This is a genomic window from Mesorhizobium sp. WSM4806 (assembly GCF_055811635.1).
On record NZ_JBVVQZ010000006.1, the window covers coordinates 228599 to 248341 of the forward strand.

Genomic DNA, 19743 nt, shown 5'->3' on the forward strand with positions numbered 1-19743 from the left:
CCCGGGGGAGCCGATTAGGGTGAACTGCCCGGAAGCTCGGCAATGCCTTGGCCGCGATTTTCAGGGCGCGCCCCGACTCCGGTGGCGAGGGCAGCGTGCGCCTTTTGAACCTCCACCGGACAAGGGTATTCGCCCCGCCGCATAAGGCTGTTGAGACGCAGGTCTCTATAGTTTTCAGGCACGAACACGAGGCCCGGGGGAAAATGCCTGTTGACCTTGAGCTGCGCCCTCAGTTCGCCCTGGGCGGATCGCACGACCACCTGATCGCGATCCGAAAGGCAAAGCTGCGCGGCGTCCCACGCGCTCATCTCAACATATGGGTCATCCGCCACCGTATTCAGGATCTCCGAGCGTTCGGAAAGATATCCATTGTGGAACAGGCCGTTGCCGGTGACCAACATGAGCCGGTCGGCCGCATTCGGGTTAGGCGGAGGGGCGAAGAACTCGCCAGCCGGCGGCGTCGGGTCCGCCGTGGTGAATGCTCCGTCGGCTCCAAGCCCGTCCGTCAGCCCTTGGTAGGCCGGAACCAGCCGGGCAATCTCGCGGAAGATTTCGCCTTGCATCGGTTGCAATGCCTGGTTGCGGAGCGCTGCGACGAAGTCGAAGATCGCTAGATTGCCCCGCGCCTCGAAGGCGGGTTCGCGGAACTTGCAGACCTTCTGGATCCGGCCCTCGTTGTTGGTGAAGGTGCCGGTTTCCTCGCCATAACCCGCCGCTGGCAGGACGACATCGGCCACGCCCACCGTATCTGTGAGGAACGTGTCCTGCACGATCAGGAGATCGGTGGCATCAAGCGCCCGCTTGACGAATCCCCGGTCGGGATAGGCCATCAGAGGGTCGCTTCCGGCGATATAAAGCGCGCCTACCCGCCCCTCGTTACAAAGCGCCAGCATGGCGTCGAGATCTGCGCCCGGCTCAGGCGGAATTTCGGCGCCCCAGGCCCGTACGAGAGCGGTGCGCGCCGCATCATCGTTGACCGGGCGCAGCCCCGGCAGCGCCGCCGACAAAACCCCCATGTCCCAGGCGCCCAACTGGTTGGCACGGTCGAAGAGGAACTGCATCGCCAGGTCCTTGCCGAGTATGCGGAGAAGCTGCAACAGGTTTCTGAGTTGCTGCAACGTCGCGCGCGCTTCGGGTGATCTCAGGAGATCGGCGCTGACAAGAACGGTGACGCTGCGGCCTTCCAGCAGCGCGGCGACCAGACGGTCCGGCCCGTTACTTTCTGCGGTCGCTTCCGGCCCACCGCTTGTCGCGCCCATGTCGGCAAAAACGTCACGCGGCAAGGCCTGACCAGCCGCCGCCACCAGCCCGGCCACTACCGCGGCAAGGCTCGCTGCCTCACCGCCCGGCCGAACGCGAACGACCACCCGGGCATCGGCGTCCAGACGGGATGGCCGCGCCGAGAGCATGAGCAACCCGGTCTGCCGCCGCCGGGCGCTGTCTCGCAGCAGGTATTCAGTGACCGGGTTCTCGTCGGTCACGTTGCCACCGACGACAAGCACGCAGTCGTTGCCGATCACCTCCTCCAGCGGCGCGCGGGTGTAGAAGCCCGCCACCAACGGGCCGAGCGTCTCGAAGGGCGTGGACCAGCGCGACGAGCAGTCGATGTTGTTGGTCCGGAATACCGTCCGCATCAGCTTCTGGAACTGATAAAGCACCTCGTTGGGCAGGCGCGGCGAGGCCAGCCCGCCCGCAGCCTTGCTCTCGACGGCCGACAGGCCTAGGCGCAGGTAGTCCCCGGCTTCGTCCCAGGAAACCGGAACCAAGGCACCATCACGACGGATCATCGGCCGCTTGATCCGGTCCTGGCTCTCTACGAAATCGAGGCCGAAGCGTCCCCGCACGCAGAGCGTTTCGCGGTTGAGCCCCTCGTCCCACTTCGAGCGGACCCGCATGAACTCGCCCTTGCGTGTGCCGACGGTCAGCTGGCAGCCCGTGCCGCAGTGCGGACAGACCGTGTCGGTCTCGACCAGATCCCAGGGCCGCGCCTTGTAGCGATAGGGGAAGCTCATCAGCGCGCCAACCGGGCAGACCTCGACGCAATTGCCGCACTGGTCGCAACTCGCGAGACTGCCCTCGAAGCCGGTGACGGCGGTATCCATGCCTTTTTCGATGGTGCCCAAGGCGACCGCTCCGACCACGTCCTCGCACATCCGGACGCAGCGCTGGCACTGGATGCAGCGGTTGACGTTCATGATGATGACGGGGCTGAGACGGATGTCCTCGGAGTGGAACACACGTTTGGCATCGCGGAATCGGCTTTCCCGGGGCCCGTATGCCATCACCATGTCCTGAAGCTCGCACTCGCCGCCCTTGTCACAGATCGGGCAGTCGAGGGGGTGGTTGGCAAGCAGCATGTCGAGCATGGAAGAGCGCGTTTCGTCGATCAGCGGCGTGTTAGTCCGCACCACCATGCCGTCGGTGACCGCGGTGGCGCAGGAAGGCTGCAGCCGCCGCTGCCCTTCGATCTCCACCAGGCACATGCGGCAGGAGGCCAGCGCCGGCAGCCGCTTGAGATAGCAGAAGGTCGGGATTTCGATGCCCAAACGCTCGGCAGCCTGCAGCACCGTAGAGCCTGCCTCCACTTCCAGCGATTGTTCATCGATCGTGACGCTAACCATGACTTTCTTGCGGCCTTCTCCCTGCGCGCTCCTTAGTGAAACGAGCACCTGCCCTCCTCGATATGGGCGACGAATTCATGCTCGAAATGCGCCAGTGCCGCCCGCAGCCCCATAGCCGCGCCATCGCCCAGAGCGCAGAACGTGTTGCCGAAGATGCCCTTGCAGAGCGCCTCCAGCTGTTCCAGATCGTCCGGCACGCCCTGTCCCGCCTCGACCCGGCGCAGCACTTTCACAACCCAGTTGAGCCCTTCGCGGCACGGCGTGCACTTGCCGCAGGACTCGTGGTGGAAGAACTCGATGATCCGGGTGGCGACCTTGACCATGCAGGTCGAGTCGTCGATCACGATCACCCCGGCCGAGCCAAGCATCGAGCCGACCGCAGCCAGTGAGTCGAAGTCCATCCCGACATCCAGCCCGCGCTCCGGGATCAGCGGCGCCGAGACCCCACCGGGGATCACCGCCTTGATCCTGCGCCCCGGCGGCGGCCCGCCCGCGCGGTCCTCGACCAGTTCACGCAGCGATATGCCCATCGGCAGTTCGTAAAGGCCCGGTTTCCGCACGTGCCCGCTGAGGCAATAAAGCTTCGGACCGGGGCTCTTGTCAGGGCCGATGCCGCGAAACCAGTCCGGCCCCCGCGCCACAATATGCGGCACGCAGACCAGCGTCTCGACATTGTTGATCACGGTCGGGCTGGCGTAGAGCCCCGCGACCGCCGGAAATGGCGGTTTCAGACGGGGCTGCGCCCGCTTGCCTTCGAGCGAGTCGAGCATCGCCGTCTCCTCGCCGCAGATATATGCGCCGGCGCCGCAATGGATGTGCACGACGAAATTGAAATCCAAGCCCAGAATCCGTGTTCCCAGATAACCCTTTGCATGGGCCTCGGCGATCGCCTGCTTCAGCCGGTGGATCGCCAGCACGTATTCCCCGCGGATGTAGACATAGGCGGTTTCCGCCCCGATCGCGTAGGCGCTGATCACCATGCCCTCGATCAGTTGGTGCGGATCACGCTCCACGATGATCCGGTCCTTGAACGTGCCGGGCTCGCCCTCATCGGCGTTGCAGCACAGGTATTTCGGCTTGTCGGCCCGTTTCGGCACGAAGCTCCATTTCAACCCGGTCGGGAATCCGGCGCCGCCGCGACCGCGCAGGTTCGCTTGCTTGACGAGGTCGATGATCTCGTCGGGCGTGTGCTCGCGCAGCGCCTTCGCCAGCGCCTGGTAGCCGCCGCCGGCCTCATAGCTCGAAAGCAGATGGCCATCCGGCTCGTCCATGTTTCTGAGAAGGACCGGTTCGAACATGGCGGCTACTCACCCGGCGGTCCTGCGGCGGCGAGTTCGGCGCCGGTCGTTTGCCCCGCCGCCGCGCGCAGCCTGTCCAAGAGCGCGTCGATCCGCGCAATGTCGAGGTCGCCGTGATAGTCGTCGCCGACCTGCATCACCGGGGCCATCTCGCAAGCGCCGAGGCATTCGACGGTCGAAAGCGTGAACAGCCCGTCCGGGGTTGTGCGGCCCTTTTCGATCCCCAGCACAGTCTCCAGATGCCTCAGCAGGTCCTCGGATCGGCGCAGCATACAGGATAGGTTGTCGCAGAGTTGCAAGTGGAACAGCCCCACCGGCTCGGTATGGAAGAGGGTGTAGAAGGTCGCCAATTCGTAGACCCAGACCCGCTCGACACCGAGGATGTCGGAGACCTCTTCCAACACCGGGCCGGGTAGATGGCCATGTTCCTTTTGCGCGATCAGAAGCGCGGGCATGATCGCCGAGCGCTGGTCGGGATACCGCGCCGCCGCCGCCTCGATCTGTTCACGCATGTTCATCCAAAATCTCCTGCTACTTGTCCACCTCGGCCATCACAGGGTCGAGGCTGCCCAGCACGGCGATCATGTCCGCCAGGTAGCGGGCATTGCTGACCCCGAACAGTCCCTGAAGGTTGACGAATGACGGCGCCCGCACTTTCATCCGGAACGGTTTTTGCGACCCGTCGCTGATGATGTAGAACCCGAGCTCGCCCTTTGGCGCCTCGATCGCCGAATAGACCTCGCCCTTCGGCACCTTGAAGCCATAGGCCGAGAGGTCGAAATGCTGGATCAGCGCCTCCATCGAGCAGTGCACTTTGTCCTTGTTCACCGGGAAAGCGATTGTCGGCATATCGATCTGGAACGGCCCCTCGGGCATCTGGTCGAGGCACTGTTCGATGATCCGGACGCTCTCGCGCATCTCCTCGACGCGGCATCGCCAGCGCGCGTAGCAATCGCCCTCATCGCGGGTAATGACGTTGAAAGCCAGCCGGTCGTAAATCTCGTAAGGCTCGTCGCGGCGGATGTCCCAGTCAACGCCCGAGGCGCGCAGGTTCGGGCCACTCAGGCCAAGGTCGATACCGTCCTCGGCTGAGATCACGCCGATCCCCTGCGTGCGCTTCAGGAACACCCGGTTGTTCTCGACCAGCCGTTCATAGTCGCGGATCCGGTTCGGGAAGATGTCGCAGAACTCCCTGATCTTGGGGAAGAACCCGTCGGGCAGGTCCTCGCGCACACCGCCGACCCGGCAGAAGGAGGTGTGCATCCGCGCCCCGCTGATCATCTCCAACAGGTCCATGATCATTTCACGCTCGCGCATGGCGTAAACCAACGCGGTCATGGCGCCCAGGTCCATCGGCAACGCGCCGGTGATCAGGAGGTGACCGGAGATCCGCGCGAGTTCGGCCATCAGCACGCGGATATATTGCGCGCGGATCGGCGCTTCGATGCCCAGGAGCTTCTCCACCGCTAGCGCGAAAGCGAGGTTGTTCGAGGGCGGGCAGAGGTAGTCGAGCCGGTCGGTTAGCGGAAAAATCTGGGTGTAAGTGAAGCTCTCGGCCAGCTTTTCGGTGCCGCGGTGGAGGTAGCCGATGTGTGGGTCCACGCGCGCGACATACTCGCCGTCCAACTCAAGGACGAGCCGCAGCACCCCATGCGTGCTGGGATGCTGCGGGCCGAGGTTGAGAAGCACCTCCTTTGTGTCGAGCGCTTCACCTGCCGGCCTGCTCAGTTCCGTGACTTCGGTCATCTCATTTCCCGGCGTTGAACGGCCTCCCTTATGGAATGTCCTTGGTGGCAAGATCGGGCTGCGTCGGCGGCGGGCCTTCTGCGCCAAACGGGTTCAGCGTGTCCTTGTAGCCCCGGAGCGGAAAGTCCTTGCGCTGCGGAAAGCCCTCGAAGCCTTCCCACATGTAGATCCGGCGCAGGTCGGGATGGCCCTCGAACCGGATGCCATACATGTCCCAGGCCTCGCGCTCGTGCCAGTTGGCGGTCCGCCAGACCCCCGTCACCGACGGGACCCGCGGCGGATCGCCGAGGCGGCATTTGATCCGAACGCGCCATTTGTTCGGCATCGAATAGAGGTGGTACACCGCCTCGTAGCGCAGCGTTTCGGGATAATGGTCGACCCCGCAGATGTCGGACAGGAAATCGAACCGCAGCGTCGGATGGCCCTTCAGGAATTGGCAGAGCTCGACGATCATGTCAGGCGGTGAGGCGAAAGCGTGAACCCCATGCGAGAAGCCAAGCTCCTCGATTTCCCCCCCGAAACGTTCCGCGATCAGGGTGCGGATGAGGGACGTCTCCATGCTCATGAGGCTACAACCCGATCCAGAGGCGTCCCGGCCAGCGCGCGGGACCTCTTGATCTTCTCTTGGAGCAGAAGGATGCCATGCATCAGTGCCTCGGGCCGCGGCGGGCAGCCGGGCACATGCACGTCCACCGGCACGAAAGTCTCCGCCCCCTGCACCACGGCGTAAGTGTTGTAGACCCCGCCCGAGATCGCGCAGGTGCCCATGGCGATGACCCAGCGTGGCTCCGGCATCTGGTCGAAGAGCCGGCGCACGACCGGAGCGAACTTCCGCGTCACCGTGCCGGCGATGATCATCACGTCGGACTGGCGCGGCGAAGGTCGAAACACCACGCCGAAGCGGTCGAGGTCGTAGCGGGCGCAGCCGGCCGAAATCATCTCGATGGCGCAGCAGGCAATCCCGAAGGTCTCGGGCCAGAGCGCCGACCGCCGGCTCCAGCTGATGACGCTGTCGGCGGTGGTGAACAGCACGCTGTCGCGAATCGTTTCGCCTACTCCTCCCATTCCAGCGCTCCTTTCAGCCAGGCGTAGGCGAAGCCCACGATGAGCAGCAGCATGAAGACAAACATCTCGACATAGCCGACGAGCCCGATCTCCTTCAGCACGACCGCCCAGGGAAACAGGAACATCGCCTCGACGTCGAACACCACCAGCAGGATTGCTAGGATGAAGAACTGCACCCTAAAGCGGCCCCCGGCGGCCTCGCCGGCCGGGTCCATACCGCACTCGTAGGGCATGTTCTTCGCGGGATAGGGGTTGGACGGGCGCAGGAGCGAGGAGACGTACAGCGTCGCCACGGCCACCAGGACAATTCCGGCGACCATGAAGAGAACCGGCAGGAATTCCATTCCAGTCATGTCGCGCTGCCCCGGTTACCCACCGAGGGCTTGCTCAAGCTGCGACCGACCAAATCTTTTGGCCGGCGGTGCGGCCCTCGTGCAGCGACTAGGGCATCCTTTCGTAGCTCCAAGAGTATTCGGTTGGCCGGTTCATTGCAAATCCAATCGTGTCAACCGCCGAGCACGGAACTCTGGGCAAGCCTCAGACACCACGCCGGAAACAGTCCGATGCCGATGGTGCCGGCGGCGGTCAAGGCGAGCGTGGCGCGGACGGACGGCGTCAGGGCAGGCTCGAACGCGCGCTCCGGCTCGCGCATGTAGATCACCATGACGATGCGGATGTAGAAGTAGGCGGCGACGGCGCTCAGCAGCACCGCGATCACCGCCAGCGTGACGAAACCCCGCTCGACGAGCGCCACCAGCACGTAGAACTTGGCGAAGAACCCGGCTGTCGGCGGAATGCCGGCGAGCGAGAACAGGTAGAGCAGCATCAGAAGCGCCAACCCGCGATGCGACTTGGCGAAGCCGGCGTAGTCCTCGATGACCTCGCCGGAGAAATCGCCATTCCGCATCATGATGACGATGCCGAAGATACCGAGATTCATGAAGGCGTAGATCAGCAGGTAGAGCATCACGCCGGCAATCCCGTCGGCGCCACCCGCCACCACGCCGAAGAGCGCGAAGCCCGCATGGGCGATGCTGGAATAGGCGAGCAGGCGCTTGAAATTGTCCTGCACCAGCGCCACGAAGCTGCCGAGCGCCATCGTCACCACCGCGATCACCGCGACGATGATCCAGGCGTCGGAAGCGGCGACCAGCGGGTTGAGGAACACGCGCAGGATCACCGCGAACCCCGCCGCCTTGGGGGCGACCGACATGAAGGCCGTGATTGTCGTCGGCGCGCCTTCATAGACGTCCGGCACCCACATGTGGAACGGCACCGCGCCGACCTTGAAGACCAGCCCCGCGACGATGAAGACCACCGCCAGGAGCAATCCAGGATCGAGCGGGTCGCCGGTCACCGCCGCAGCCATCCCGTCCAGCTGCGTCGTGCCGGTGATCCCGTAGATCAGCGAGACGCCGTAGAGGAAGATTCCCGTCGAGACCCCGCCGAGAACCACGTATTTCAGCGCCGCCTCGTTCGACCGCCGCTCCTTCCTGAGGAAGCCGGTGAGCACATAGGTCGAGAGCGCCATCAGCTCGAGGCCGACATAGATCGACAGAAGATCGGTTGCCGAGGCCATGATCATCATGCCGGAAAGCGCAAAGAGCAGCAGGACATAGTATTCGCTCAACGCGATCTCCTCGATCTCGGCATATTTTCGCGACAGGAGGAACGTCAGGATGGTCGAAAGGTAGAACACCATCTTGAAGAAGACCGCGAAGCGGTCGGCGATAAACATGCCCGAATAGGCCGGCCGTACCTCACCCGCCAGTAACAGTGTCGCCAGGGCCGCAACCAGCACGGTCGCAGCGGAAGCCCAGACGAGGAAATACCCCTGTCCCTTTGGCACAAGCTGTCCCAGAATCAGCAAGATGCAGGCCCCAGTGACCACCACGATCTCGGGCAGGCTCGCTAGGATCGACTGGAAAAGCGTGGCAGCGGTCATTGGCCGCCCCCGTTAGAATGCACCTGCGTGAGCAGATGCCTCACCGAAGGCCCGATGATGTTGAGAAAAGGTTTCGGATAGAGCCCGACCCAGAGCACGAAGACCGCCAGCGGCAGGATCGCCACCAGTTCGCGGGCGTTTACGTCGCGAATCTTGAACCGCACGCCGATGCTGGCTGGACCAAGCGCGACTTTCCTGTACATGCCAAGCAGATAGGCCGCGCCCAGCAGTGCCCCCAAAACGGCGGCCGCGCCGACGGCCAGATTGGCCGCAAACGCGCCCGACAGCACCAGCAACTCGCCCACGAACGAATTCGTTCCCGGCAGCGCCATCGACGACAGGGTGAACAGCGCAAGAAACGCGGTATAGACCGGCGCCGCCTTCATCAGCCCGCCATAATCCGCGATGCTGCGGGTATGAGTCCGCTCGTAGATCAGGCCAACGAACAGGAACAACGCGCCCGTCGTTATGCCATGATTGAACATTTGCAGGATGCCGCCCTCAAGCCCGCGGAGGTTCAACGTGAAAATACCCAGCGTCACGAAACCCATGTGGCTGATGCTGGAATAGGCCACCAGCTTCTTGAGGTCGTCCTGCGCCAGCGCGAGTAACCCGCCATAGACGATTGCGAGCGCCGAAAGCGAAAGCATTAGCGTCGAATAATACAGCGACGCCTCCGGCAGCATCGGCAGCGAGAACCGCAGGAAGCCGTAGGCGCCCATCTTCAGGAGAACGCCGGCGAGGATGATGCTACCCGCCGTCGGCGCCTGTACATGGGCGTCCGGCAGCCAGGTATGGACCGGGACCATCGGCACCTTGACCGCAAACGCAATCAGGAAGGCGAAGAACAGCCAGGACTGGGCCCGGAACGGCAAATCCTGCGCCATCAGGGCGCGGATGTCGAAGGTTTCGCCGCCGTGGAAATAGAGCACGATGACACCGATCAGGAACAGAAGGCTGCCCGCCAGCGTGTAGAGGAAGAATTTGAACGCCGCATAGACCCGGCCGTCGCCGCCCCAGACGCCGATGATCACGTACATCGGGATCAGCATCGCCTCCCAGAAGACGTAGAACAGGAACAGGTCGAGCGCGCAGAACACCCCAAGCATCAGCGCCTGCATGGCCAGCAGGCTGACCATGAACTCCTTCACCTTGCGGTCGATCGCGACCCAAGAGGCGAGCACACAGATCCAACCCAATAGCGCGGTCAGGAACACGAAGAGCGCGCTGATTCCGTCGATGCCAAGCGCGTAAGTGATCCCTAGCGCGGGCACCCACGGGCGCGTCTCGGTGAACTGCATCTCGTGGGTAGTGGTGTCAAAGCCGGCCAGCATCGCGATGCAGAGAGCGAAGTCGAGGACGGTGACGCCCAGCGCCGTCCATCGCACCTGATCGTCGTTGCGGAGAAGCATCAGAACCGCTGCCCCGGCGGCGGGTATGAATACGATGAGGCTAAGCAGCGGGAACGCCATCGCACCGCTACCGCCACACCACGGCGAAGACGGCGATGGCTGCGATCACACCGACGATCATGGCCAGCGCGTAATGGGTCACGACGCCGGTCTGCAACTGTCGCAGCGCGCCGCCACCGCGCAGGATTGAACGGGCGACGCCGTTGACGACGGCGTCCACACCGTTGAGATCGATCCGCAGTCCAGCCCGTGCGGTTCCATGCAGGAAGGGCAGCACCGCGGTCTCGGAGATGTCGCTCACCGCCTTCTCGTAACGCGCCAGCGGTTTTTCGGCGAGCCACGTGAAGTACCGCGCGGCCTTGCGGTAGAACCAGTCGGCGTCGATGCTGATCGTGTTCTCGGGGTCAAGCGCCCTGAGGAACAGCACGAAACCCAATGCGGTGAACATCAGTATGCCGAGGCTCTCGGTGATATGAACGCCGGTGTAGGGTTCGAAGTCGACTGGATGGGGCAGCAGCGCGTAAAGTGGCTGGGGGAACACCCCGATCGCGATGCACAGCACCGCAGCCATTCCCATCGCAACCAGCATGTTGCGGGGCGGCTCCCGCGCCTCCAGCCTCTGGTCCGTGCCGAAGAACATGTAATACGGGAGCTTGAGCCCAGTGTGCAGGAAGGTCCCCGACGACGCCATCGTCAGCGCCAGAACCACCAGCGCGCGGTGATCCTGCCCGGCGGCGGCCACCACCATCGATTTGGTCACGAAGCCCGAGAAGAACGGAAATGCCGAGATTGCGAAGGCGCCGACCATGTAGAGCGCCACGGTCAGCGGCATGGTCCTGTAGAGCCCGCCGAGCTCGGTGAGCTTGCGCCGCCCGGTGACGTAGATCACCGCCCCCGCACCCATGAACAGGAGCGCCTTGTAGAGGATATGCGCGAAGGCATGGCTGGAAGCCCCGTTCACTGCCATCTCGGTGCCGATGCCGACGCCCGCCACCATGTAGCCCACCTGGCTGACGATGTGATAGGCCAGGAGCCGCCGGCAGTCGTTCTCCAGCACCGCGTAGATGACGCCGTAAAGCGCCATGATGGTGCCGAGCCAGACCAGAAGTTCGGTCCCCGGAAACGCCCGCGCCAGCACGTAGACGGCGGTCTTGGTGGTGAAGGCGCTCATGAACACCGCCCCGGTGACGGTCGCCTCCGGGTAGGCGTCAGTCAGCCAGGCGTTGAGCGGCGGCACCGCGGCGTTGAGCATGAACCCGGCAAGGATCAGGTAGGCGGCGACGTCCATCCCCCCCGCGATCGGGCCGAAGAGCAAGGAGCCGGTGGCGAGCCCGTGGAGAATGACGCCGCCGAGCAGGGCGACGCCGCCAGTGATATGGACCATGAGGTAGCGGAACGCGGCGCGGATCGCCTGCTCGCCTCGCTGGGCGAAAACCAGATAGGCAGAGGCAAACGCCATGGCTTCCCAGAACAAGAACAGGGTCAGGTAGTCGCCAGCAAACACCACGCCGAGCGCGCTGCCAGCATAGACGAACGCCGCCACATGCTCTCCGGCGCCCGTCAGGTGCAGCGCATAGACCATGCCGATCAGCGCCATGATGGTGAAAACGGTGGCGAAGACGATGCTCAGTTTGTCGACCTTCGCAATCAGGATTTCCTGCCCGATGAACTCCGCCGCGCCGTAGCTGCCTGGCTGCACGGTGAGCACGGCGAGGATCGCCAGCGCGGGAATCAAAATCAGATAGGCCTTGCGGATTGATCCTTTCAGGAAAGGGATCGGCAGGGCGCCAAGAATGAACAGCAGGGCGGGATGGACGAAGTCAATCATAATAGTCCTCGCGCCGCATCAACCCGCCCTGATGGCCGAGGAACTTGGAGACGAAGATCAGCAGGACGCAGGACAAGAAGCCATAGACGGCCGACCAGCCCGGCAAGCGGTCCCACAGGTATTCAGCGTGTTCGCGGGGGACCAGAAAATCGGCGATGACGACCAGAACGAGCGCCAGATAAAACAGCCGGCGGCGTTGCTCCGCGTATCTCGCCTCACCAAAGAAATTGACGACACGCCTGATCATCTGACCACTCCTTCCGCCAGGGTGAGAAAATAGCCGGGGAAAATACCCATCGACACCGACAGGATCGCGGTCGCGACCAGCGGGATCGTCACCATCGGAATTTCACGGACCGTCGCCGGACTTTCCTGTGTCTCCGTCCCGAAAAAAGCGACATAGCTGACCGGCAGGAAGTAGGCGGCGTTCAGGACCGAGCTCACCAAGAGCACGACCAGGAACGCAATCTCCCCCGCCTCCACCGAGCCCAGCGCCAGATACCACTTGCTGACGAAGCCCGCGGTCGGCGGCACCCCGATCATGCTGAGCGAGGCCACGAAGAACGCGCCCATCGTCCAGGGCAGCCTGCGGCCGATGCCGGCCATGTCGCTGATGTTCCGCTTGCCGGACGCGCAATAGATCGACCCGGCGCAGAAAAAGAGCGTGATTTTGGAGAACGCATGCGCCGCAATGTGGATGATCCCGCCGACCATCGCGACCGGCGACAGCAGGACCGCGCCCAGCACGATGTAGGAGAGTTGGCTGACCGTCGAATAGGCGAGCCGCGCCTTCAGGTCGTCCCGCGTCAGGGCGTAGATGGACGCCATCAGGATGGTGAACGAGACCAGATAGGCCGTTGCGATGCCGAGCCCCAGCCCGTCCACCAGCCCCGTGCCGAAGACATGGAACACCACCCGCAGCACGCAGAACACGCCCATCTTGACCACGGCCACCGCATGCAAGAGAGCGCTGACCGGTGTCGGCGCGACCATCGCGGCAGGCAGCCAGGCGTGCATCGGCATCACCGCGGCCTTGGCGAAGCCGAACAGATAGCAGAAGTAGACCACGGTCAGCAGCGCCGGCGAGGCATCGACCCCGGCCAGCAGCCCGCCTGGCACGAAGTCGAGCGACCCCGCCAGATGGTAGGTCAGTGCCAGCGCGGCGAGAAGCACGCTTTTCGACGCCCCCATCAAATAGACGAGATACTTGCGGCTACCCGTCCATCCCTCTTCGTCCTCGTGGTGATAGACGAGCGGATAGGTAACGAGGCTGAGCACCTCGTAGAAGATCACCAGCGTGAACAGATTGGCGGCGAAGGCGCCCCCGACGGCCGCCGCGAGACTGGTGGCGAAGCAGGCGAAGAACCGGGTCTGCGCGTGCTCGTTCAAGTGGCGCATGTAGCCGATGGAATAGATCGCCGCCACGATCCACAAGAGCGACGAGACGGTGGCAAACACCATGCCGAGCGCATCGACCCGGAAAGCGAAGTCGATCCCCGGCAGAATCTCGAACAGGCGCAAATCGACCGTCCCGCCGGCCAGCACCGTGGGTGCCATCGAGGCGACAATTGCAAACATGGCGATCGCGGCTAAGGGCGAGACGAGATCGCGGAGTTTTTCGCGGTTGTTCAGAACGAGAACTGCAAGGGCCGCCAGGCCTGCGACGGCGACGGCAAGCAGCGGCCGGATCGATATCACCGGGTCCAAGCCGCTATCCTTTCATCATGGTCACGTCGTCGACCTTGAGGGTGGACTTGTTCCTCACGAGGGCGACCAGAATCCCGAGGGCGACCGCAACCTCCGCCGCGGTGATTGCGATGACGAAGATCGCGAAGATCTGCCCGCGGAAATCGTCGTAGTAACGCCCGAAAGCGATGAAATTGATGTTGACCGAGTTGAGCAACAACTCCAGCGACATCAGCACGACCAGGATGTTGCGCCTGAGCAGCACGCCCGCCGCTCCGATCACGAACAGGACCACTCCGAGCAAAATATACCACCAGAGCGGAACCATCACCCCTGCTCCTTCCGCGCCAGCACGATGGCGCCGACTAGGGCCGCCAGCAGGATCACGGAGGCGGCTTCAAACGGTAGGAGATAGTCGGCGAAAAGTGTCATGCTGAGCTGCCTGATCTGATCGCCGCCGCGCATCGCGACGGGCTCCGTGACCGAAAAGCGGTCGCTCCAGAGCACCAGTACAAGCATCTCGACCCCAAGCAGGACGAGCAGCACCAGAGCCGGCAGGTTGCCGCCCGGCAAGAACCGCTGCAACACCGCTTCGCGCACATCGATCATCATGATCACGAACAGGAACAGGACCATGATTGCGCCGACATAGACGAAAATCTGGATGACAGCGAGCAACGGTGCCTCGAGCAAGACGAAGATTGCCGAGATCTGCAGGAAACACGCCATCAGCGCCAATGCGCTGTGAACCGGATTCCGCGCCAGGACCACGGTCAGTGCCGTGATCACGGACGCCGCAGCGAACAGAAGAAAGAACGCCTGATCCATCGACGCCAACCCTCCGCCGCGATCCGTCACTCGGCGCAAGACGGCCGGGGTTGAGATAGCTGCGCACTTCAGATGCGTCTACAAATTGTGCCCTAGTATCGGATTTTTCTCAAGATTGCATGGTTTGGCGCTACGTTATGCCCAAGTCTCAGTATCTGATACGGTGTGCGATCCCGCAGCCTGCTTATCCGTTATTCAGGCTGCCGCGGCCAGACGGCGGGCCTTTGGCGAGCTTACCCCGCCCAGATGTAGTGAATAATCTCTTCGGCCTCATGCTCGACCTCCTCGATGCGCTTCTTCACCACGTCGCCGATCGAGACGATGCCGTCCAGTTGGCCGTTCTTCACCACGGGCAGGTGGCGGAAGCGGCCTGTGGTCATAATCTCCATGACCTGGTTGATCGTGTGGTTCTCGGTGCAGAGCTTGACCTTGGCGGTCATTGCGTGACGGACACTCTGCTCCAGCGCCGCAGCCCCATGCTTGTCCAAGGCGCAGACGACGTCGCGCTCGGACACGATGCCGACCACCTTGCGATCGCCATTGGTAACGACCAGTGCGCCGATCCTGTGCTCGGCGAGCCTGTTGATCGCCACGGCGAGCGCCTCGTTCGGGCCGATCGTCTCGACTGCTCGACCCTTGTCCTCGAGAATCGCTTTGACGTTCATGGCTTCCTCCAAGCGTTGCTACGCTCCAGCCGCCCCCCCCCGTCTCCCTCTCAGTGCATTTCTGCCCATCGTGCGCCGCGCGCCTTCATATTTCAAGCCCGACTTGCGTGCTCAGGCGCCAGTGCTTCCTGGCGGTAGGCCTTCATGATTGGCTCACACAAACCGCCGCCTGCTACGCGGGTCGCCGTGCCGTCGCCGATGCTCATCGATCAGCCGAGAGCGCCGTCACGGATTCGGAAGCCAATTCCGTCGGGCTCGGGGGCGCATGCCTGGTTCCCTCTAAACGCATGCCGCTCTCGTCTAGTTCTTGCAGGCGTCCCTGAACCCCAGGCGGCGTGCAGGTGCCGTTCAGCGTCGCGTGCGACGATTTTGGTAAGCGGCGCGAGGATCGAACTTTCGCTCTTCAGAGCGATATCACTCAGCGAGATGAGGCCCGTCGTCCGCTTCTACCGGTTGAGCACTGAAAGGTGACGAATCTGGCGCTCTTGCATTTGTTCAAGCGCCTGCTCCAGGGCTGGCCCCTCGAGACAGAAGAGTATGCCGGGCGACATCACAGCGTCGGACGCGAAACCTTCGTGGTAAACATCCGGGTCGATCGAGTGAACAGTGGAATCACTATGGCGGGCGTTACTGTGACAAAACGATCAGGATCGTCATTGATCATGTGCGGCAGATGATCTTCCGGACCGCCGAAGATCCTACGCTAATCTACTCAAAAACAGCCGCTTCGCCGAATTTAAGGTCTTTCCCTCACTCCCACTCGATTGTTTTTTGCCCAGCTAGGTTTTGATCTAACTGGGTTTTTTCTTGTTTGCGGCTCGAAAGTCCGACACATGGGCCGTCAAAAAGTTACGCTCTTGATTTAAAGGGAAAATCGCCACAAATAATATTTTGAGGTTTCACCAACTGTCGGGACCAATCGGGCGATTTCTCGCACTTTGCTGCGTTCGACGGCATGCCCATGCCGTCTCGAAAAGTACCGTCACCGCCTCAATTAGGTGCATTTGATTTTTTCGTAGCAAAATCAATGGCCATGGTAGATGGCCAAACTCACCGTCACATGCATTTCGGGTAAGCTCTCGGACTACCACCTGTCCGCGCCGATTATAGTTCGCGTACGTCGCCGTTTGCCCGGTGGGAATGGCTTCTAGACGACGATCCCCGCGAAAGCCTGGCGATCAAGCATCTCCTTCGATCCCGCCACATAAAAGGGATCTGACCAAGATGCATCTTCCTTGAGCGACAGTACATCTTCCAGAGTTTTGCCTTCTTTTTTTGGCCTCTGCTTCTTTTCTCGCGCGCGTATAGCGAAACCAATAGTGTTCGAACATCCGCATGAATTCCGTGAAATAGATGTCCATGATTGCGGTATCACCGCGGATGATGAGGCTGTTGGAATCGTTGACCATGCTTGAGTTTGTCGAGAAGTTGGCGGACCCGGTAACCAAGATCGGATCTGTCCCGAAGGGATCGGCAGCGATGATTTTTGAGTGAATATGAACGCCGGCGTGATGGAAACTCTCGGAGTCTTCCAACAACCGCCCCTGAAACTCGTTCAGTGGCGTGTTGAGAACAGTCGCGACTGCGGCGGCGTTGCCGGGGTCGCCCTCCATCATTTCGATTTCGCCCTTCTTGCCGAATGAGCCTTCCTTGTCTGCCATGAGGAAGCGCAACGTGCCTGAATCCGCCTGCTGCAGGACCTTTCGGATTTCAGGATGAAGGGCGAACGGTGCGGATACCATGAGCACTTTGGCCCGTTGGCATACTTCCCCGCGTCGCGCCTTGGCTCGGGCCGCATCCAGCACGTCGCGATGCTACTCCGGAAGCACGTTGGGAGGCCTTGGCACAAGCCCGACGTAGGACAGCTTTAGCCGCTGCAACCCGACCCCATAGTCGCTGTAGGACATATTCTGCCAAGTCTCGCTATCGAGCCGCACTGTTTCCCCGCGCAGCATCGTGCGAATGTTCTCGAGCTGCGAAGTCAGGTCTCCCATCCCAGTCGTCATTGCGCACCCCTTCCAATCCGTATCCCCCAGCCCCTCGGCGGCTTCAAAGGGAAGCGGATAGAGGGTGATTGTTACGTTTTTGGTCTGAAGATTGACGTTCCGGTTCTTCTGGTCCGGCTCGACGCAGAACGCCTGAAGGGTCTTGGTCCCCGGCACTGGCTCGAAGACGATGCAATGGCCGTTCACGGCGATAACCTTGCCCGTGCCTCCCATGCCGAAGTCATCTCCGCCCATCTTCTTCGACACGAAGTACCCGAACTGCAACATATCGTATCGCGAGAATATGCCAGACGTGGTACCGTCGCTCACGAACAGGACAATCCGCTTGTCGGGCAGTATGACCGGCCATCCCTTCGCCGTCGGGGCGAACACGAGGTAGTTCGGCTTGGCGATGTTCTGCTCGAAGTCGCATTTCTCCATTGCCGGGAAGGACCGAGGATCGCTAGGACCGTAGTCGGCCGCTCGTCCTAGGACGCGGAAGGAAGCCGATTTCCAAGGGAGCGAGTCGGCGTTGACGACCACCCCAACCCCGAGCTCGCACTCCCGGAGGAAGCCGACCTCTTGCCAGCGTTCGTAGATTGCTTTCCCGGCAGCGCCGAGGCCATCGATCGTCTGCTTGATGAAATCCCTCGGGGACAGGCCTCCTGGCTTGCCACCGAGGTTGCCCACGAACTTGTACAGGTAGTCGGCGGCGCGGGTTGCGCCCTGACCGAAGGCCATGCTGATCTCTCTAAAGTTTATCGCGATGAGGCTGCCGGATAGCTGAAGGCCCTCATACTGCATCCGATCGTAGAGGCGCTGCAATGTCACGAAGTCCTGCTGCATTGTGCGAAGTGCCACAAGGTCGATCGGCGATCCGTCCTTGCCGATAGAATTGTCCTGGCCGGATACCAGCCACGGGAATAACTGCCCCCAACCGACGACGAACACACCCAGAGGCACGTAGCCATCCTTTCCCAATGCCGCCGCCGGCACCTTCGGCGCATTGGATGGCTCGCTGCTCGCGGTTGCAACAAGCGGTCGGGGGACCGCCGAAAGACGGTCGAGCGACTGCCGTTCTTCTCCCGAGGTATCATCGTCCGACTCGTCGACCAACAAGTCAGAGGGAGAAACCGCGCCTTTGGGGATCGCAGAGAGGTCGTTCTCCTTGGACGCGTAAGTGAGAAACGCGCGCAAGTCCATCGGAGGATCGTCCTTGGTAGATTTCTTGTATTTGTCGTAGGCGGAGGCTTTCGCGAAAGCTTCTAATCCATCGAGGTCGGTGATCTCCCCTATCTTGTCGGCGACTCCCTTGTCAGAGGGTGGCTTCCTCAATTCCGGCGGCGATGGGGGCGTGTTCACGGGCGTGCTGGGCAGATCGGCCATGTGAACCTTGCCCAGCTCGGTGAGCCCTTTGGTCGCGGTTTCCGTTAAGGACTTCACCCACGACTCAATCAGAGGTTCTACGCATCGACCGTTGAAGTATCCCGTGACCGAGGTTGTGGCATCTTGCCCGATGGTCGCCTCCTGATGACCGAAGGAGGCAGAGACCGTCGCCGAGCCCGTTAGGCCTGCAAACTCGAAGTTGCCACTTCCGCCGGCCTTCCACTGGGACTCGGAACTCTTGCTCACAAGGTCGAGGACGACCGAGCCCCATCCTCCCCAAAGCACCGCAACTACGACGCCCTCTCCACACTGGGAGTAAAACTCGGCGGACGCATTACGCCATTTTACCACATCTGAAGATTGTAACCATGTCTCCAGGGCGCCTCCATCAGACGAAGCCGGCTTTGTCTTCTTGCTAGCATTGAAAGCGTCAAGCGCGTCCTGAAGAGTTTTCTGTGATCTCACCTTTAATTTCGTTATCAGCTGAGAGACCAGGAGATCATCGAGATCCATGTATTCAAGACCAACACATCTATGCGCGAGAAAGTGTATCGACAGGTGACTACCGAGGTCGGCTTTGGATGTTGCAAAATAGGCAGAAACGCCTGCCTTGAACTTTGCTATGCCGCTTGCGCCATAGCTGCCCGAAATGCCGATCGATCCTTGGTTCATGCTGCTGGTATTTGTGAAGACGCTGTTCCCGGACATGGAGTCCGTGCCTGTGTCGTTCTCAATAAAACTCGTGATTCCATCCTCGAACTCTGGAGCGCCAAATCTTGGCGTATCGGAAAACACAACTGAACCGACTTGAATAGATTGCAGCGGATTGTTCGCGGGATCGTTCATTTCTGTGGCCATTTTTCTCTACCATTTCTTATTTGGATTGCTTTGCAAAAACAAAAACGCCAGGCGACATCAGGAACGTATAATTGCATTAAAAACCGTCCAGCGTCAGATGATCTACCTTTTTCCTGACGCCGTCTCGCAAACCTACCCTGAGGCCCAGGGTCTGCTCACCCTCTGGGTCAATCGGGCACATGAAAACCTGCATCTGCGTGTTCGTCGCTTCAGCTTAGGAATCCTCCACTGCAACCCGGAGGTTGTCGCCGCGCCCTTCGGCACTCTGCAGGCGCTCCTCCGCGGGCGCACGCAAGAAGTACGTTTACAGCAAATTGCCCCGGCTGTCGCAGTGGTTCGCCTCCACGAGTCCCTGGCCACGATACAGAAGCCCGCCTGCGACAGGATCTCAGTTGGTTCGGCGTAGCGGCGCAGACCGAA

General features: G+C 61.8%; 18 protein-coding genes. 1 reads left to right on the forward strand and 17 read right to left on the reverse strand.

Going from position 1 to position 19743, the window contains the following annotated elements; translation table 11 throughout:
• Positions 1-14 precede the first annotated feature (14 nt).
• The 17 genes from nuoG to AC0L2M_RS12210 all read right to left on the reverse strand — a co-directional run bounded on the left by nuoG (position 15) and on the right by AC0L2M_RS12210 (position 19323).
• Positions 15-2621, reverse strand: a complete 2607-nt coding sequence (gene nuoG, locus AC0L2M_RS12130; protein WP_473535011.1) for an NADH-quinone oxidoreductase subunit NuoG — start codon at positions 2619-2621, stop codon at positions 15-17.
• A 32-nt stretch (positions 2622-2653) separates the two neighbouring features.
• Complete coding sequence (gene nuoF, locus AC0L2M_RS12135; protein ID WP_473534965.1) at positions 2654-3919, reverse strand: NADH-quinone oxidoreductase subunit NuoF; 1266 nt, start codon at positions 3917-3919, stop codon at positions 2654-2656.
• A gap of 5 nt (positions 3920-3924) precedes the next feature.
• On the reverse strand, positions 3925-4437 hold the full coding sequence (locus AC0L2M_RS12140; protein WP_473534966.1) for an NADH-quinone oxidoreductase subunit NuoE: 513 nt from the start codon (positions 4435-4437) through the stop codon (positions 3925-3927).
• Positions 4438-4450: 13 nt separating this feature from the next.
• Positions 4451-5665 (reverse strand): NADH dehydrogenase (quinone) subunit D, encoded by a 1215-nt coding sequence (gene nuoD, locus AC0L2M_RS12145; RefSeq protein ID WP_023800387.1) that lies wholly within the window; start codon positions 5663-5665, stop codon positions 4451-4453.
• A 28-nt stretch (positions 5666-5693) separates the two neighbouring features.
• The gene (locus AC0L2M_RS12150; RefSeq protein WP_473534967.1) at positions 5694-6230 is read right to left on the reverse strand and encodes an NADH-quinone oxidoreductase subunit C; all 537 of its coding nucleotides are present in this window, start codon (positions 6228-6230) and stop codon (positions 5694-5696) included.
• Entirely contained in the window at positions 6227-6730 is a 504-nt protein-coding gene (locus tag AC0L2M_RS12155; RefSeq protein ID WP_127208038.1) for a NuoB/complex I 20 kDa subunit family protein, read from the reverse strand. The genes AC0L2M_RS12150 and AC0L2M_RS12155 overlap by 4 nt, the downstream gene beginning before the upstream one ends.
• Positions 6718-7083, reverse strand: a complete 366-nt coding sequence (locus AC0L2M_RS12160) for an NADH-quinone oxidoreductase subunit A (protein WP_287226362.1) — start codon at positions 7081-7083, stop codon at positions 6718-6720. Before AC0L2M_RS12160 ends, AC0L2M_RS12155 begins: the two co-directional genes overlap by 13 nt.
• Before the next feature lie 152 nt (positions 7084-7235).
• Entirely contained in the window at positions 7236-8675 is a 1440-nt protein-coding gene (locus tag AC0L2M_RS12165; protein ID WP_287226363.1) for an NADH-quinone oxidoreductase subunit N, read from the reverse strand.
• Positions 8672-10147 carry an NADH-quinone oxidoreductase subunit M gene (locus AC0L2M_RS12170; RefSeq protein ID WP_473534968.1) on the reverse strand — a complete coding sequence of 492 codons (1476 nt, stop codon included), beginning with the start codon at positions 10145-10147 and terminating at the stop codon, positions 8672-8674. The genes AC0L2M_RS12165 and AC0L2M_RS12170 overlap by 4 nt, the downstream gene beginning before the upstream one ends.
• A gap of 7 nt (positions 10148-10154) precedes the next feature.
• Positions 10155-11915 (reverse strand): Na(+)/H(+) antiporter subunit D, encoded by a 1761-nt coding sequence (locus AC0L2M_RS12175; protein ID WP_473534969.1) that lies wholly within the window; start codon positions 11913-11915, stop codon positions 10155-10157.
• Positions 11908-12162 carry a hypothetical protein gene (locus AC0L2M_RS12180; protein ID WP_419696031.1) on the reverse strand — a complete coding sequence of 85 codons (255 nt, stop codon included), beginning with the start codon at positions 12160-12162 and terminating at the stop codon, positions 11908-11910. Before AC0L2M_RS12180 ends, AC0L2M_RS12175 begins: the two co-directional genes overlap by 8 nt.
• On the reverse strand, positions 12159-13622 hold the full coding sequence (locus AC0L2M_RS12185) for a monovalent cation/H+ antiporter subunit D family protein (protein ID WP_473534970.1): 1464 nt from the start codon (positions 13620-13622) through the stop codon (positions 12159-12161). The genes AC0L2M_RS12180 and AC0L2M_RS12185 overlap by 4 nt, the downstream gene beginning before the upstream one ends.
• 4 nt (positions 13623-13626) lie before the next feature.
• Complete coding sequence (nuoK, locus tag AC0L2M_RS12190; RefSeq protein WP_023800378.1) at positions 13627-13929, reverse strand: NADH-quinone oxidoreductase subunit NuoK; 303 nt, start codon at positions 13927-13929, stop codon at positions 13627-13629.
• Positions 13929-14429, reverse strand: coding sequence for an NADH-quinone oxidoreductase subunit J (locus tag AC0L2M_RS12195; RefSeq protein ID WP_023800377.1), 501 nt, complete (start codon positions 14427-14429; stop codon positions 13929-13931). Before AC0L2M_RS12195 ends, nuoK begins: the two co-directional genes overlap by 1 nt.
• 233 nt (positions 14430-14662) lie before the next feature.
• Positions 14663-15094 (reverse strand): CBS domain-containing protein, encoded by a 432-nt coding sequence (locus AC0L2M_RS12200; protein WP_077376492.1) that lies wholly within the window; start codon positions 15092-15094, stop codon positions 14663-14665.
• A 1178-nt stretch (positions 15095-16272) separates the two neighbouring features.
• The gene (locus AC0L2M_RS12205; protein ID WP_473534971.1) at positions 16273-16899 is read right to left on the reverse strand and encodes a phospholipase D-like domain-containing protein; all 627 of its coding nucleotides are present in this window, start codon (positions 16897-16899) and stop codon (positions 16273-16275) included.
• Positions 16900-16908: 9 nt separating this feature from the next.
• A complete protein-coding gene (locus AC0L2M_RS12210) occupies positions 16909-19323 on the reverse strand; it encodes a hypothetical protein (RefSeq protein ID WP_473534972.1) in 2415 nt (804 codons plus the stop codon).
• Here AC0L2M_RS12210 and AC0L2M_RS12215 point away from each other — a divergent pair.
• Complete coding sequence (locus AC0L2M_RS12215) at positions 19316-19729, forward strand: hypothetical protein (protein ID WP_473534973.1); 414 nt, start codon at positions 19316-19318, stop codon at positions 19727-19729. The genes AC0L2M_RS12210 and AC0L2M_RS12215 overlap by 8 nt on opposite strands.
• Positions 19730-19743: the final 14 nt, after the last annotated feature.